This window comes from Mesorhizobium sp. WSM4813 (assembly GCF_055811555.1).
In genome coordinates this window covers 61,360-76,153 of record NZ_JBVVQU010000023.1, presented here as the reverse complement: position 1 = coordinate 76,153, position 14,794 = coordinate 61,360, and the positions used below count along the sequence as shown (strand labels likewise).

Annotated in this window: 18 protein-coding genes; 7 read left to right on the top strand and 11 right to left on the bottom strand. The window is 62.8% G+C overall.

The window, feature by feature from the left end:
• The first annotated feature begins 90 nt into the window (after positions 1–90).
• Genes AC0L25_RS15680 through AC0L25_RS15665 form a run of 4 tightly spaced genes read left to right on the top strand, consistent with a single transcriptional unit; the run spans position 91 to position 2,658 of the window.
• Positions 91–414, top strand: coding sequence for a BufA1 family periplasmic bufferin-type metallophore (locus tag AC0L25_RS15680; protein ID WP_473596331.1), 324 nt, complete (start codon positions 91–93; stop codon positions 412–414).
• Between the two features lie 33 nt (positions 415–447).
• Positions 448–1,371, top strand: coding sequence for an MNIO family bufferin maturase (bufB, locus tag AC0L25_RS15675; RefSeq protein WP_473596330.1), 924 nt, complete (start codon positions 448–450; stop codon positions 1,369–1,371).
• Positions 1,358–2,158 carry an HvfC/BufC family peptide modification chaperone gene (locus AC0L25_RS15670; protein WP_473596329.1) on the top strand — a complete coding sequence of 267 codons (801 nt, stop codon included), beginning with the start codon at positions 1,358–1,360 and terminating at the stop codon, positions 2,156–2,158. Before bufB ends, AC0L25_RS15670 begins: the two co-directional genes overlap by 14 nt.
• 2 nt (positions 2,159–2,160) lie before the next feature.
• Complete coding sequence (locus AC0L25_RS15665) at positions 2,161–2,658, top strand: DoxX family protein (RefSeq protein WP_473596328.1); 498 nt, start codon at positions 2,161–2,163, stop codon at positions 2,656–2,658.
• Positions 2,659–2,702: 44 nt separating this feature from the next.
• Here the strand turns inward: AC0L25_RS15665 and AC0L25_RS15660 are convergent, their stop codons facing one another.
• The 5 genes from AC0L25_RS15660 to AC0L25_RS15640 all read right to left on the bottom strand — a co-directional run bounded on the left by AC0L25_RS15660 (position 2,703) and on the right by AC0L25_RS15640 (position 7,005).
• A complete protein-coding gene (locus AC0L25_RS15660; protein WP_473596361.1) occupies positions 2,703–3,191 on the bottom strand; it encodes a molybdenum cofactor biosynthesis protein MoaE in 489 nt (162 codons plus the stop codon).
• 1 nt (position 3,192) lies between these two features.
• Positions 3,193–3,450 carry a molybdopterin converting factor subunit 1 gene (gene moaD / locus AC0L25_RS15655; RefSeq protein WP_292184203.1) on the bottom strand — a complete coding sequence of 86 codons (258 nt, stop codon included), beginning with the start codon at positions 3,448–3,450 and terminating at the stop codon, positions 3,193–3,195.
• A 1-nt stretch (position 3,451) separates the two neighbouring features.
• On the bottom strand, positions 3,452–4,048 hold the full coding sequence (gene pgsA, locus AC0L25_RS15650; protein ID WP_352481786.1) for a CDP-diacylglycerol--glycerol-3-phosphate 3-phosphatidyltransferase: 597 nt from the start codon (positions 4,046–4,048) through the stop codon (positions 3,452–3,454).
• 99 nt (positions 4,049–4,147) lie between these two features.
• A complete protein-coding gene (gene uvrC / locus AC0L25_RS15645) occupies positions 4,148–6,232 on the bottom strand; it encodes an excinuclease ABC subunit UvrC (RefSeq protein WP_473596327.1) in 2,085 nt (694 codons plus the stop codon).
• The gene (locus AC0L25_RS15640) at positions 6,229–7,005 is read right to left on the bottom strand and encodes an SDR family oxidoreductase (protein ID WP_473596326.1); all 777 of its coding nucleotides are present in this window, start codon (positions 7,003–7,005) and stop codon (positions 6,229–6,231) included. Before AC0L25_RS15640 ends, uvrC begins: the two co-directional genes overlap by 4 nt.
• A 410-nt stretch (positions 7,006–7,415) precedes the next feature.
• Between AC0L25_RS15640 and AC0L25_RS15635 the strand changes: the two genes are divergently transcribed.
• The gene (locus AC0L25_RS15635) at positions 7,416–8,066 is read left to right on the top strand and encodes an outer membrane protein (RefSeq protein ID WP_473596325.1); all 651 of its coding nucleotides are present in this window, start codon (positions 7,416–7,418) and stop codon (positions 8,064–8,066) included.
• A 185-nt stretch (positions 8,067–8,251) separates the two neighbouring features.
• Here AC0L25_RS15635 and AC0L25_RS15630 read toward each other — a convergent pair whose 3' ends face one another.
• Positions 8,252–8,848, bottom strand: coding sequence for a glutathione S-transferase family protein (locus tag AC0L25_RS15630; RefSeq protein WP_473596324.1), 597 nt, complete (start codon positions 8,846–8,848; stop codon positions 8,252–8,254).
• Positions 8,849–9,335: 487 nt separating this feature from the next.
• Between AC0L25_RS15630 and AC0L25_RS15625 the strand changes: the two genes are divergently transcribed.
• Positions 9,336–9,845, top strand: a complete 510-nt coding sequence (locus AC0L25_RS15625) for a hypothetical protein (RefSeq protein WP_473596323.1) — start codon at positions 9,336–9,338, stop codon at positions 9,843–9,845.
• Positions 9,846–10,292: 447 nt separating this feature from the next.
• Positions 10,293–10,631 carry a transcriptional regulator gene (locus AC0L25_RS15620; RefSeq protein WP_473596322.1) on the top strand — a complete coding sequence of 113 codons (339 nt, stop codon included), beginning with the start codon at positions 10,293–10,295 and terminating at the stop codon, positions 10,629–10,631.
• On the opposite strand, the gene AC0L25_RS15615 is transcribed toward AC0L25_RS15620, so the two are convergent.
• From AC0L25_RS15615 to AC0L25_RS15595, 5 genes are all read right to left on the bottom strand, one after another.
• Positions 10,601–11,053: a hypothetical protein gene (locus AC0L25_RS15615; protein WP_473596321.1), complete on the bottom strand. Its 453-nt coding sequence runs from the start codon at positions 11,051–11,053 to the stop codon at positions 10,601–10,603. The two genes, AC0L25_RS15620 and AC0L25_RS15615, sit on opposite strands and share 31 nt — an antisense overlap.
• A gap of 131 nt (positions 11,054–11,184) precedes the next feature.
• Positions 11,185–12,030 carry a 23S rRNA (adenine(2030)-N(6))-methyltransferase RlmJ gene (locus AC0L25_RS15610; protein WP_473596320.1) on the bottom strand — a complete coding sequence of 282 codons (846 nt, stop codon included), beginning with the start codon at positions 12,028–12,030 and terminating at the stop codon, positions 11,185–11,187.
• A gap of 3 nt (positions 12,031–12,033) precedes the next feature.
• The gene (locus AC0L25_RS15605; protein ID WP_473596319.1) at positions 12,034–12,651 is read right to left on the bottom strand and encodes a hypothetical protein; all 618 of its coding nucleotides are present in this window, start codon (positions 12,649–12,651) and stop codon (positions 12,034–12,036) included.
• A gap of 193 nt (positions 12,652–12,844) precedes the next feature.
• Positions 12,845–13,945, bottom strand: a complete 1,101-nt coding sequence (locus AC0L25_RS15600) for an ABC transporter ATP-binding protein (protein ID WP_473596318.1) — start codon at positions 13,943–13,945, stop codon at positions 12,845–12,847.
• Positions 13,946–13,955: 10 nt separating this feature from the next.
• On the bottom strand, positions 13,956–14,789 hold the full coding sequence (locus AC0L25_RS15595; RefSeq protein WP_473596317.1) for a carbohydrate ABC transporter permease: 834 nt from the start codon (positions 14,787–14,789) through the stop codon (positions 13,956–13,958).
• Positions 14,790–14,794: the final 5 nt, after the last annotated feature.

The window sequence follows — 14,794 nt, the reverse complement described above, 5'->3', positions numbered from 1 at the left end:
AACAGATGTAACACAGCGAGCCTCCGGACCGAACTGACCGATGCGCGCTTGAGGAACGGCGCGCGCAACAACCCAATCGGAGGTGAAATCATGTCAACAAGATCAACCGTGAGCGCGGCCTTTCTGGCCGGCGCCGTTGCCACGGCTCTTGCTTCTTTTGCGGCGGCCGCACCGCTGTCCGAGGCAGAGGTCAAGGCGGCGACGGATGCCGGCAAGGAGAAGTGCTTTGGCGTCGCCTTGAAGGGGCAGAACGACTGCGCGGCAGGACCCGGCACTACCTGCCAAGGCACCTCGACTGTCGATTACCAGGGCAACGCCTGGAAGTTTGTCGATGGCGGCACCTGCACGACAATGGACCTGCCCGGCAACCGCAAGGGCTCGCCCACGGAGCTGACCCGCGACATCCCGTCGTAGGCAATGCAACCTGCCCGGAAAGCGGAGATGAAGATGAACGGACTGGCCTCAGCATCCCGTATGTCGAAAACCTCGCGCTTTCCGGCACACCCGGTCGTCGGCCTTGCCGGCACCAGTTTCAAGCATGAACATCTACACGCGATCCTCGGCGACGACCGAAAGGGCGGTTTCTTCGAGGTCCACGCCGAAAACTACATGGGCGCCGGCGGCCCGCCGCACGATGCGCTGGCCAAGATCCGCCGCGATTATCCCGTTTCACTGCACGGGGTGTGCATGTCGATTGGCGGATCGCGACCGCTCGACAAAGTGCATCTCGGCCGTTTCAAGGCGCTCGTCGACCGCTATGAGCCGGCGCTCATTTCCGAGCATCTCGCCTGGTCGACCCACGACACCACCTATTACAACGACCTGCTTCCCCTGCCCTATACGCCGGCAACGGTTTCGTGCGTGGCGGATCACATCGACGAAGTGCAAGGCGCGATCGGCCGCCCGATCCTGCTCGAGAACCCCTCGAGCTACGTCCTGTTCCCGGAATCGACGATGAGTGAGACGGATTTCATCCGCGCGCTGGTGCGGCGTACCGGTTGCGGCTTGCTGCTCGACGTCAACAACCTCTTTGTTTCAGCCACCAATCACGGCTATTCAGCCCTTTCCTACCTCGCGGATTTCCCGCTCGATTATGTCGGCGAAATCCATCTGGCCGGGCACGCGGAGCAGGAGGATGACGAGGGCGACCTGCTGCTCATCGACAGCCATGACGGTCCGGTCACCGACGCAGTCTGGAAGCTTTTCGATATCGTCATCGGCCGATGCGGACCGCTACCGACGCTGATCGAATGGGACAGCGCCATTCCCGACTGGCCGGTGCTCAAGGCAGAGGCGGCCGCCGCCCAAACGATCCTGGACCGTCATGCCGACGGCGATCACACGTTCGGAAAAGCCCATGCCGCAAGATGAGCTCCAGTCGGGCGACCTCGGCCGCCGGTTCGACTATGCCGCGGCATTCGCCGCCGCTTTGCTCGATCCTGACCGAGCCCCGCCTGACGTTGTCTCGGGGCCGAACGGAAAGGCTGCGATCAAGCGATATGCCGTCCACCGCAATAACGTCACGGTCAGCCTGATCGACGCGCTGGCCGCTAGCTTTCCAGCAACGCTGCGCATCACCGGACCGGACTTCTTTCGCGCAATGGCGCGCTTTCATGTTCGCGAAACACCGCCCACCTCGCCGCTTCTATTCGAATACGGCCGCGACTTTCCCGATTTCATCGAACGCTACGAATACGCGCAGTCGATGCCGTGGCTGGCTGATGTGGCGCGCATGGAGCGGGCTTGGCTCGACGCCTATCATGCCGCCGACGCGGAACCGTTGGCCTCCCGAGCACTGGCGTCGATCCCGCCCGAACGACTGGCCGATGCCGTATTCGTGCCGCACCCGGCAACGCGCGCCATACGCTCGCGTTATCCGGTCGTGACGATCTTCGCGGCAAACCGGAGCGACGGTCCTGTCGGGCGGATCGACGCAAGCGGCCGTGAAGATGCGCTGATCACGCGACCCGGCCTCGAAGTCTATGTTCTCCATCTGCCGCCCGGCAGCGCCGTTTTTCTGGATCGCCTCATGGCGGGTGAGCCGCTCGGCGCGGCGGCCGCGGCAGCGTCTGCGGAGCGGGCCGAATTCGACCTTGCCGCCAACATTGCCGACCTGCTGCAAGCAGGTGCCTTCACAGCGGCACACCAGCGAGGATGAGCATGACGAATCATGGGCAGAACGCCAGCACCGAGCCGCGAGGGATCGCCGCCCTCGTCGAGAGGGTGAATGCCGCCCTTCGCACGAGTGCCACACCGTCGCTGACGCAGCTCGTCCTGCGCTGCGCACTCGCCGTCCCGTTCTGGCGGTCCGGCGTCAACAAATGGGACGGTTTTTTGCAGTTGAACGATGTCGCCGTGCTGCTTTTCACCTCGGAGCTCAAGCTGCATCTGCCCGGCGGCCTTTACGACTTCCCGGCACCTGGCCTGGTGGCGTTCGTCTCAGGATCGGCGGAAATCCTGCTGCCAATTCTTCTTGTTCTCGGCTTGGCGACACGACTGGCGGCATTCGGGCTGCTCGTGATGACGCTGGTCATACAACTCACCGTGCCGGACGGCTGGCCGCTGCACATCACCTGGGCGGCGATGGCGCTCGGCATCATGGCGTGGGGACCCGGCCGGATTGCGCTCGATCACTGGATCGGCACTGACAAGGGCTGATCGGGGGCTGACGGGTTCCACCCCTGCGGCGGTGACGCGAAGCATCAATTTCGTTTCGGCACACCCTGCTCCCAGCGGCTTGCGGCCTCGTCGTCGGCTTCCTTGGCATCGACCCAGCCACCTTGCGAGCCGTCGGTATGGTGTTCCTTCTTCCAGAACGGCGCGCGCGATTTCAGGTAGTCCATCAGGAAGTTCGCCGCCTCGAACGCCGCCTGCCGGTGCGCGGAGGCAGCGACCACCAGCACGATGTTCTCGCCGGGCGCGATCCTGCCATGGCGATGGATGGCGGTGAGCCCCTGCAACGGCCAGCGGTGAATCGCTTCGGCGGCGATGCGGCCAATCTCGGCTTCAGCCATGCCTGGATAATGTTCGAGTTCGAGTGCCGCGAGCCTGCCTGCCTCATCGCGGCAGAGGCCGGAGAAAGTCACGATAGCGCCGATGTCGGCGCGGCCTTGCGTCATCTCGGCGATCTCCACGGCGATATCGAAATCCTCCGCCTGGATGCGCACCGTCGGCACCACCGCGCCGGGCATTTCAGCCACCCGTCATCGGCGGGAACAGCGCGATCTCGCGCGCGCCTGATATCTTCTCGCGGTGCTCGACATGTTCCTGGTCGATGGCGACGCGGATCACGTCAGGATATTGCAGCGCGTGCTCGTACTCCTCGCCGCGCGATTTCAGCCAGCGCAGCAGGTCGGCCACGGTCTCGATGCCGGCGGGCAATTCGACGTCCTCTTGCGGCTTGCCGATCCGCTCGCGCACCCAGGCGAAATAAATGAGCCGCGTCGACATCCTACTCGTCCATGATGTGCTTGAGGCCGGCGCGGAAATAGTCGTAACCGGTGTAGAGCGTGACCAAGGCGGCGATCCACAACAGCACGAGCCCGGTCTGCGTGGTCAGCGGGAAGATCTTGTCGCCGGCAGGTCCCGCGAGCAGAAAGGCGATGGCGATCATCTGGATGGTGGTCTTCCACTTTGCCAGCTGCGTCACCGGTACCGAGACCTTCAGCGCCGCCAGATATTCGCGCAGGCCCGAGACCAGGATCTCGCGGCACAGGATGATGATCGCCGCCCACAGCGACCAGCCGGCGATGCCGGCATGCCTATCGGTGTCGGCCGCCAGCAGCAGCAGGCACGTGGCGACAAGCAACTTGTCGGCGATCGGGTCGAGCATCTTGCCGATATTCGAGGTCTGCTGCCAGGCGCGCGCCAGATAGCCGTCGAAATAGTCGGTGATCGAGGCCAGCAGGAAAATGATCAGCGCCGACCAGCGGGCGAAGTCGCTCGACTTCAGATGGCCTTCGAGAAAAAAACACAGCACAACCAGCGGCACCGCGAGGATGCGGGCATAGGTGAGCATGTTGGGCAGGTTGAATGCGCGCTGGGCCATATTTTTGGGAACTCTTTCTGCCTGCCTACTCAAATCAGAAGCGAATGTGGGGGGTCAACAGGCGATAGTCGATGGACCAACCGAAAATAGCCGAATCCATCAGCTCTCGTGAAAATGGTTGTAGACCAGCTTCGCGACCTGCTCGGAAATGCCGTCGACCTTGACCAAATCCTCGATCGCGGCGCGGCTGACCGCCTTGGCGGTGCCGAAATGCATGAGCAGCGCGCGCTTGCGGCCCGGGCCGATGCCGCTGATCTCGTCGAGCGGGCTCTTGACCATTTCCTTCTTGCGGCGGGCGCGGTGCGAGCCGATGGCGAAACGGTGGACCTCGTCACGCAGCCGCTGGACGAAATAGAGCACGGGGTCGCGTACGGGGAGCGAAAATGGTGGCTTGCCCGTCACGAAGAAGCGTTCGCGGCCGGCGTCGCGGTCCTGGCCCTTGGCGATGCCGATGGCCTGGACACGGTCTTGGATGCCGAGATCGGCGAGGATCTTGCGCACTGCCGTCATCTGGCCCTGGCCGCCGTCGATGAGGATGACGTCTGGCCAGGCCGGGAAGCCGCCCGCATCCTCGATTTCGTCGCCCTGTTCGGCCAGGGTGTCGTCCGCCGCCTGTTCGCTCTGCGGCACGTCGCCATGTTCCTTCAGCAGCCGGGAAAAACGCCGCTCCATCACCTCGCGCATCATGCCGAAATCGTCTCCCGGCGTGATCTCGGTCGAGCGGATGTTGAATTTACGGTACTGGTTCTTCACGAAGCCTTCCGGCCCGGCGACGACCATGGCGCCGACGGCGTTGGTGCCCATGATGTGAGAGTTGTCATAGACCTCAATACGCACCGGTGTTTTCTTCAGGCCGAAGGTCTCGGCGAAGCCGATGAGCAGTCGCCCCTGCGTCGAAGTCTCGGCCAGCCGGCGGCCGAGCGCCTCGCGGGCGTTCTGCAGTGCGTTGTCGGTCAAATCCTTCTTCTCGCCGCGCTGCGGCACCGAGATCGCCACCTTGCGACCCGCGCGGGTGGAGAGCGCCTCGGCCAGCAATTCCTGGTCCTCGACGCCATGCGACAACAGGATGGTGCGCGGCGTCGGCTTGTCGTCATAGAATTGCGCCAGGAACGAGCCCAGCACCTCGGCCGCCTCCATCGCCGGATCGGCCTTGGGGAAGTAGGCGCGATTGCCCCAGTTCTGGCCGGTGCGGAAGAAAAACACCTGGATGCAGACCTGGCCGCCTTCCTGATGGATGGCGAAGACATCGGCCTCGTCGACGGTCTGCGGGTTGATGCCCTGATGGCTCTGCACGTGCGACAGCGCCGCCAGCCGGTCGCGATAGATGGCGGCGCGCTCGAAGTCGAGGTTCTCCGCGGCCTGCTGCATGGCGGCAGAAATATCGGTCTTCACCTTCTGGCTGCGACCGGACAAGAAGTCCTTCGCCTCGGCGACCAGCTTGGCATAGTCGCCATGCGAGATTTCGCCGGTGCACGGGCCGGCGCAGCGCTTGATCTGGAACAGCAGGCACGGCCGCGTGCGGTTCTCGTAGAAGGAGTTGGTGCAGCTCCTGAGCAGGAAGGCGCGCTGCAGCGAATTGATGGTGCGGCCGACGGCACCGGCCGAGGCGAAGGGGCCGAAATAGTCGCCCTTGCGCGAGCGCGCGCCGCGATGTTTATAGATGCCGGGCGAGACATGATCGCCGGTCAACAGGATGTAGGGGAACGACTTGTCGTCCCGCATCAGCACATTGAACCGGGGCCGCAAGCGCTTGATAAGGTTGGCTTCCAGCAGCAGCGCTTCGATCTCGGTACGGGTGACGACGAACTCCATCGTCGCCGTCTCGCGCACCATGCGGCCGATGCGGCTGGTGTGGAAACGGCCTTGCGCGTAATTGGTCACCCGCTTCTTCAGGCTGCGCGCCTTGCCGACATAAAGCACGTCGCCTGCAGCATTCATCATGCGGTAGACGCCGGGCGCGTTGGGCAGCCGTTTGACCAGCGTCTGGATGACTTCGGCGCCGACCATGCCGTCGGCATCGCCGGCATGCGGCGTCCAATCGATGGCCGTGAAGGCGACGTCAGGGCCACTGGCACCGGGAGCTGACGGATCGACGATCTCCGCCGCCTCGTCCTCGAGGTCGACATCGGGGGGCAGGTCGTCGGCGGCGCCGCCTCGTTTGTGTTTCTGGTCCATGGGACTCATTCGACAATGCCTGTCACGTCCGGCGTCTGCCATGCAAGGTGCTGGCCGCCGTCGAGCGCGATCATCTGGCCGGTGACCGAGCGCGCGCCCCAGAGATAGCGGATGGTGGCGCCGAATTCAGGCAATTCCGGGCCGCGCTTCAGGATCAAGCCGTCAACCTGCGCGGCAAAATCGCGGTCGTCCTGGCGCGCGCTCTTCAGCGTCGGGCCGGGGCCGATGGCATTGACGCGAATACGGGGTGCCAGCGCCTGCGCCATCATCTGCGTCGCTGTCCACAATGTCGATTTCGACAGCGCATAGGAGAAATAGCGTGGCGTCGGGCGCCACACGCGCTGGTCGATCATATTGACGATCAGCCCTTCCCGGCCTTCCGGCAGCGCCCCGGCGAATTCTTGCGCCAAAAGTGCCGGCGCCTTCACATGGACGGCGAAGTGACGGTCCCAGGCAAGCCAGTCGACGTCCTGAACCGTGTCGTCCAAGAACAGCGAGGCATTGTTGACCAGCAGTGTAACAGGCCCGAGCGCGGCTTCGGCGCGGCCGACCAGGTCGCCGACCGCGGCCATGTCGGTCAGGTCGGCGGCGACCACAGCGGCGCGGCCATCCTGGCCAAAATGGCCGCCGTTGATCCGCGCGGCCAACGCTTCGGCCTCGGCCCGCGAGCGGTTGCAATGGATGGCGACAGCAAAGCCGTTCGCGGCAAGATCCTCGACGATCGCCTTGCCGATCCGCTTGCCCCCGCCTGTCACCAGCGCCGTTCCAGCGGCCTTGCTCATCCTGTCAATCCTCAATGGGCTTCGATTTCAGCCAGTCGGTGAAATATGGCCGGCCAAGCGTTAAATGCCGTTCGGACCTTGGGCAGCATTGTGGCAAAGCGGCCGGATCGAGATCTTTCGACTGTGGCCGGGACTCGGCCGTCAGACCGCAATATAGGGCTCCGGACCCCTTGCTCCAAGCGGTGTTCAGCGCGGCATGGCAAAGCCTCCTGACACCATCTGTTGCGCAGATACAACGTCAAAGTTCGGCCTCATTCGTGCCCGGTAATGACCCAAGTTCAGGTTCGCTTCAGCCGCATTTCGACACGACATTCGGAACCGTTGAGCGCCAGACCCGTTTTATCCCCCCGGCGGGTTGAGGGCGCTTGTGAAAAGCAAGCCTGTGCCTGTGGCTTAAGGAGTAAAGAACAATGCAAGCCAATCTTAAATTTGCGCGACCGCTGGCGGTGGCGCTCGGGCTCTTCGCCCTCGGCGGAACCGCCTATGCTGCTGACGTCATCTCGGAAGAGCCGCCCGCACCCGCCCCGATCGCCGAACTTCCGGTCGCTTCCTGGGCGGGTCCCTATGCCGGTGTGAGCGTCGGCTACGGCTTCAGCGGTCATGCCGATGCCGACGATATCGGCGTTGACGTCGACACCGATGGATTCGTCGGCGGCGTCTTCGGCGGCTACCAGTGGCAGCAGGAGAACTTCGTGTACGGTGCTGAAGCCGATATCGGCTATAGCGGCATCGAGGGCGACGATGGTGGCGTCGAGGCCAAGGGCGGCTTCGAGGGCTCGCTGCGCGCCCGCCTCGGCTACGCCGTCACCCCGGAGATCCTGCTCTACGGCACCGCCGGTGGCGCGCTCAAGAACCAGGAAATCGAAGCCGCTGGCTCCAGCGACGAAAACACCATGCTCGGCTGGACGGCCGGCGTCGGTACCGACATCAAGATCACCGACAATGTGTTCGGCCGTGTCGAGTATCGCTACACCGACTTCGGCGACAAGGACTTCGACGGTATCGGCAAGGTCAAGTCGACCGACAACCGCGTCACCTTCGGCGTCGGTATGAAGTTCTAAAATCGTCCAAGCCACGACACGAAAAAGCCGGGCCTCGTGCCCGGCTTTTTTGTGATCCCTTATCCAGAGCGGGATGCATTCAGATTGAACTGAGCATCCCGCTCTACCTATTTGTTTTAGCCGCATTCTGCGACGCCGAGTGATTCCACGTGGCTGCAAAATGCTCTAGCTGGGTGCCAAGCAACTCACGCCGGGACGCAGGGTTTCAGCTCCGGAAACTTGTCGTCGAAGCGCGCTGCCCAGCGGACCAGCCGGCTGCGGCCCTTTTCCCATTTTCCGGCAAAGCGCAGCGAGAGATAGCCAAGGCAGGCGCGCAGCGCGAGCTGGCCGGCGGTGATCTTCTTCGGCAGCTTTGGCGGATTGGCGTTGAGCAGATCGAGCGCGCCGGTGATCTTCGCCCATTGGCGGTCGAGCCAAGGCTGGTAGACCATGTCTTCGGGGCGCGTGCGCCGCTCATAGACCATCGACAGCGCGCAGTCGCAGATGCCGTCGGCCAGTGCCTCCAGCACTTCCGCCTCGAGGCGCTTGTCGGGATTGCGCGGGAACAGCGCGTTCTTCGACATGCGGTTGAGATGCTGGGTAATGGCGCGGCTGTCGTGGATCGAGCGGCCGTCGTCGAGCACCAGCACCGGAATCTTGCCGAGCGGATTGGCGTCGATCAGCTCGGCCGGCCTGTCTTCGGTTTTTATCGGCACGAGATCGACTGCGATCCCGGCATAAAGCGCGGCCATGCGCACCTTGGAACTGTAGGGGGACGTGGAGGCGTAGAGCAGTCTGGGCATGATCGGGTCCTGTTGCCGAGTACAGCGCCGCGGGATCCTATTGGACGTGCAGAGGACACCGTAGCGCGTTGATTTTTGTGCACTGTTGACTGGACATGCCGGCATGATCAACAGCCACAGGCGGAAAAACCGGGCGCCACGGCGAACGACCGTTTCCGCCGCGATCTTAAGGCAATGAGCTGCGGCAGTTGCAGCCCAAGAGAATCTGGAACAGATCAGACAGATCCGAACCTAGCCAACCGGCCTTGCACCGAGAATTTCTCCGGGCACAGAGAAATGCCCACCGGACTTCGCCGTACGGCGAAGTCCTGGGAGCTGCGAAAAGCTGTCTTCCCTCCGCCTCTATTCTTGCCCGAGCACTGACCCTGCGAGCGAGGCGCCTTGTCCGGCACCCGCCCTCGACGGTCTTCAGAACTGTCCTCCGCGAGCGAAGAAACGCGATTACTTCTTGGCCTTCGCCTTCGCAGGCGCTGCCTTCGCCTTCGGCTTGGCCGCCGGCGCTGCTTTCTTCACTGCTACCGAAGTCTTCGCTGCAGCCGCTTTCTTTGCCGGCGCAGCCTTCTTGGCCGGTGCAGTCTTCTTTATCGGTGCAGTCTTGGCAGGTGCTGCTTTCTTCGCTGCCGGCTTTGCCGCGGCCTTCGCGGCCGGTTTCTTGGCCGGCGCTGCTTTGGCCTTGGCTGGTGCTGCTTTCTTCACTGCCGGTTTTGCCGCGGCTTTCGCGGCCGGCTTCTTGGCCGGCGCTGCTTTTGCCTTGACCGCGGCGGCCTTCGGCTTGGCAGCAGGTGCTGCTTTCTTCACAGCGGCTGCGGCCTTTGCCGCCACCGCTTTTACTGGTGCTTTCTTTGCCGGTGCCTTCTTTGCCGGTGACTTGGATGCCGGCGCTTTGGATGACTGTTTCGCCATATCATGCCCCTTAGTTGTGCCGACGGCCGTTAATGACCCGGCGCGTAATGCATATCTGACTCGCGCTTGTCTAGCCAGCGAAGCATTAGCATGATTTTTTCAGTTTAAGTTTTGGTTACGGGCGACACACGCTCGTGCTGATTTCGCAAAATGCCGTTGCTGCTCTTCGATCTTTGCCGACGGTTTGCTACAGACATTGTGCGCGCTTTGCCGGACCAATCTTGCTACGAAGCGCTGAAGGTTAGCAAGCGTTTTGCTCGTCGATCATCGACCGGCAACACCATGATGCGGCTGCTTCAACGATCTCATCGTCTTGTCAACCGGACGATCTACACAAGCTGAAAAAGCAAAACGCGGCTCGCTCTGCGCCAGGACCTTGCCTGCGTTCGAGAGGGGCAATTTTTTGCTAAGGTTGACAGATTACTCTATTTAGCAGAGTATTCTGCAGTATGCGGGAGAAGCGCATGTCATTCGCGCAAGATCAAGCGGCGCGGTCCCAGATCAGTGAGACTGAACGCCGGACATCACAGCAGGCCCGATGATGGCTGCCGACGAAATCATCCACCAGAGTGTGCGTCTCAGGATCATGGCCACGCTGAATTCTCTGGAAAGGCGCAAAGCGCTGGAATTCGCCCGATTGAAGACCATCGTCAATGCGACGGACGGCAATCTCGGCGCTCATATCGATACGCTTGCCAAGGCAGGATATGTCGATGTCGAAAAGCTGTTTGTCGGACGCCGGCCGCAAACGCGGGTCAAGGCGACGTCAATCGGACGGCGCGCCTTTCGCGGTCACGCCGCCTTCCTTCGCGCCATCCTCGATGAGGCGGAGCAGCCCGGCAAACGCGTTCAGCGCAGGACGCGGCAGCGGCCGTTGTAGACCATCCAGCGGTCGAAGCCCGCGACGCAGAATTCGACATTATCGCCGATCGAGGCAAAGCCCTGCCCTTCCTCGATCAGATACCAGATGGTGCGGGCGTGTCCGTCGGACAGGCTGACGGTGGCGCCGCAATAGCGGCGGCCGATCGGCCAGGTTTCGTTGGCTGGCAGATAGCGATGCTGGTGGATGCCCTGGAAATCGACAATCTCGACGTCGGGCAGATTCGGCACGTGGTGCACCTGGTAGGAAAAGCGGCTGGTGATCTTGTTCAGCACCCAGGCCTCACCGCAAACGCCGCTGTCTTCTTCGGTATAGACGGCAAGGTCGGCCGCCTTTGCTGCCTGGGTGACAGCGAGGGACGTGCCGAGCGGCGTGCAAAGCGCTATCAGTGCGGCAAGGGCGGAATGGGCGAAGCGAGTCATGGCAGCCTCTTATGGTCGACTGCGTGCACTGTGCGGATTCGCTTGCGCGCGGTCAAGCGGTTGTAGAGACAATGGTTTCTTAGTTTGAAATCGCCTTCAACCAAGACAGGCGCGCGGATAGCTCTGCCGCCCTATGCCGCCAGCCATTCCAGCGTCCAATGCGCCGGTTTTTCGACGACAAGCAATGTGTGCAGGGCCGGCAGCAGCGTGCGCAATTCGCCTTCCAGCGTGAACGGCGGGTTGACCACAACCAGGCCGCTGCCGTCGAGGCTGGGCTCGGCCGATGGCGGCCTGATCTCGAAGCCGATGTCGAGCAGCTTCGGGATGCCTGACTGCACCAGCGCCTTCCGGAAGGCGGCGACCGCCTTGCGGTCCTTGACCGGATACCACAACACATAGATGCCGCCAGGCCAGCGCTTGTGGGCTTTCCGAAGCCCGTCGACGAGGCGGTCGAACTCGCCCTCCTCCTCGAAGGGCGGATCGACCAGCACGAGACCGCGCTTTTCCTTCGGCGGCAGATGCGCGCCGAGCGCCAACCAGCCGTCGAGCTCGATCACCCGGGTCTGGAAATCGCCTTGGAATAGTGCCCTTAGCTTCGCGACATCCTGGCGATGCAATTCGATCGCCGACAGCCGGTCCTGCTTGCGCATGAGATGACGTGCTATCAGCGGCGAGCCCGGGTATTTTTTCACGCCGCCTTCGGGATTGAGCGAACGAACGGCTTCCAGATAAGGCGCCAGAAGTGCTGCCGCCGGCGCGTCGAGCGGGGCACCGACCAGCCGGTCGATGCCGCCTTGCCATTCGCCGGTCTTTTGCGCCTCAGTCGACGATAGATCGTAGCGGCCGATCCCGGCATGGGTGTCGACGACGCGAAACGCCTTGTCCTTCTGTTTCAAATATTCGACGAGCCGGCTCAGCACGACGTGCTTGACGACATCGGCGAAGTTTCCGGCGTGATAGGCGTGGCGGTAATTCACGAGCTAATTCGAGCCCCTGCCCCAGCGCGGCGATGGCGGCTTCGAGTTCGGATTTTGCGGCCGGCCGCCGCCACCGAAACGAAACGCCAGCACCAGCCCGATCAGGCCGACTGCCATCAACGAGAAGCCGACCGGCTGCGCCCGTTGATCGACCTCGCCAACGCCGGAGCGCAGCACTAGGTCCACCGCCCGCATCTCGATGCCCTCGGCGTCACCTGGGCCGACGGTGAAGATGTAGGGGCCGGGGCTGACCGTCGGGATCAGGCCTGCTTCGTCGCGAAAGATCTTGTCCGGCAGTTGCGGGCTGACCTGGCGCGGATTTTCCGAATGGTTGAATTGCAGCGTCGAGGCGAGCACCGTCCTGCCGCCGGTGGCGGCGGTCAGCGTCAGCACGGTGCGCTGTTGCGAGACGACGATACGTTCGGCCCTCGCGGTGAGGTCGACCAGCACCCGCACCGGCGCGTCGCGAGCGGCCAGCGGTACCGTCACCGGCTTGAACCGGCCCTGTTCGTAGACCCGCCAGGTGCCGATCTCATGGCCGGAGAAATTGCTTATCACCCAGGGATAGACGACGCCGATGCCGGTGCCGGCGAGCAGGATCAGAAAAAACAAAAAGCGCATGCGCTCGACTACCTTGCCCGGATATTAGCATTAGCGCCGCCGCGGGCGCATTCCATTTCGTCCAAGAGCATGTCGAGGCCGAGCTCGACGTCGTATCGAATTCGCCGGCGCCAAGATAGACAATAACATGGGGCCCAAAGGTAGGAACCGGTTTTGGGAAAATCCGAATGATCTGAGCGACCGATAAGAAGGATCAGCCCTTCCCGTGCTGAAGGCTCGATTCCAATGCGCGCCTTCCCGTCTCATCGAACAGATGCAAATGTTGCGGCGGGAACGCCACCGTCACCGTCGGACCAGCCGTAAGCGCCCCCCGGTCGAGCGTGAAGACGTTGAATGGCAGGCCATGCAGGCCGAGATGCAGGATGATGCCGAAGCCAGTCGGCTCGATCAGGTCGACCGTCGCCCTCAGGCTGCTCTCCGAGGCCGGCGACATCTCGACATGCTCCGGCCGGATGCCGAGCGTCACCGCCGCGCCCTCCTCCAGTTGATAGTCTGACGAAAGCGCAATCAGCGTTCCATCAGGCAGTCGTGCGCCGGCCGTGCCTGCGCCGACCTCATAGCGTGCCGACAGAAAATTCATGGCCGGCGATCCGATGAAGCCGGCGACAAACAGGTTGGCCGGGCGGTCATAAAGCTCCAGCGGGCTGCCGACCTGCTGCACCACGCCCTCATGCATGGCGACGATCCGGTCGGCCAGTGTCATCGCCTCGATCTGGTCGTGGGTGACATAGATCGAGGTCGCGCCGAGATCGCGGTGCAGCTTCTTGATCTCTGCCCGCATCTGCTCGCGCAAGCGCGCGTCGAGATTGGACAGCGGCTCGTCGAACAGGAATGCCTTGGGTTGTCGCACGATCGCGCGGCCCATCGCGACGCGCTGGCGCTGACCGCCCGACAATGCTTTCGGCCGCCGTGCAAGCAGCGGCTGCAGCTCAAGCTTCCGGGCGGCATTGCTGACAGCGGCCGTGATCTTCTCGCGGGCGGCCTTCCGGATCCGCAGGCCATAGCTCATGTTCTCGGCGACGTTCATATGCGGGTAGAGCGCGTAGGACTGGAACACCATGGCGATATCGCGGTCCTTGGGTGCCCGCTCATTGACGCGCATGCCGTCGATCCGGATCTCGCCTTCGGTCACCTCTTCGAGCCCGGCGATCATGCGCAGCAGCGTGCTCTTGCCGCAGCCCGACGGCCCGACCAGCACCACGAACTCGCCGTTCTTTATCGACAAGTCGACGCCGTGCAGCACGGAGACGATGCCGAAATTCTTGCGGACGTTGCGGATGTCGATTGATGCCATGAAACCTCACTCAGCCCTTGACCGCGCCGGCCGTCAGGCCCTGGACCAGATAGCGCTGGATGAACAGGAAGAAGAGGCAGGCCGGGATCAGCGCCAGCACGCCGGCCGCCATCATCTGCCCGAAATCGACCGAAAACTTCGACACGAAGGTGAGCAGACCGACCGGAAACGTGGCGGCGCTGTTGCCCGAGATCAGCATCAGCGCGAACAGCAATTCGCTCCATGCGGCGGTGAATACAAAGCCCAGCGTCGCGGCAATGCCCGGCAGTGTCAGCGGCAGCACGATCTGGCGAAACGCCATGAATTGCGTGGCGCCGTCGATCTTGGCCGCCTCCTCCAACTCCTTGGGAATGCCGTCGAAAAACGACTGCATCAGGAACGTTGCGAAGGGGATGTTGAAGGCGGTGTAGACGACCACCAGCCCGGTCAGGCTGTTGGTCAGTCCGAGCGGCGAGAGCATCTTGAAGATCGGCGCGACCAGCATCACCAATGGAAACATCTGGGTGAGCAGCATCAGCGCGACCAGCCAGTATTTGCCGCGGAAGGTGAAACGCGACAACGCATAGCCAGAGAGAGACGCGAGCAGCGTCACGATCACGGCCGTCGCACCGGCAACGATCATGCTGTTCCTGAAGAAGACCGGGAATGCACTGTGGGCGAGCACGAAGCGGAAATGTTCGAAGCTCATCCGCGACGGCCACATCCGCACGCCCTCCGAATAGAGCAGGTCGTTCGGCGTCACCGATACTTTCAACAGCCAGAACAGCGGGAACAGCGCAAAGACCACGTAGCAGAGGATCGCCAGGCGGTGCAGCGCGGTGCCGATAGTCGAATACCTGTTCATCTGGT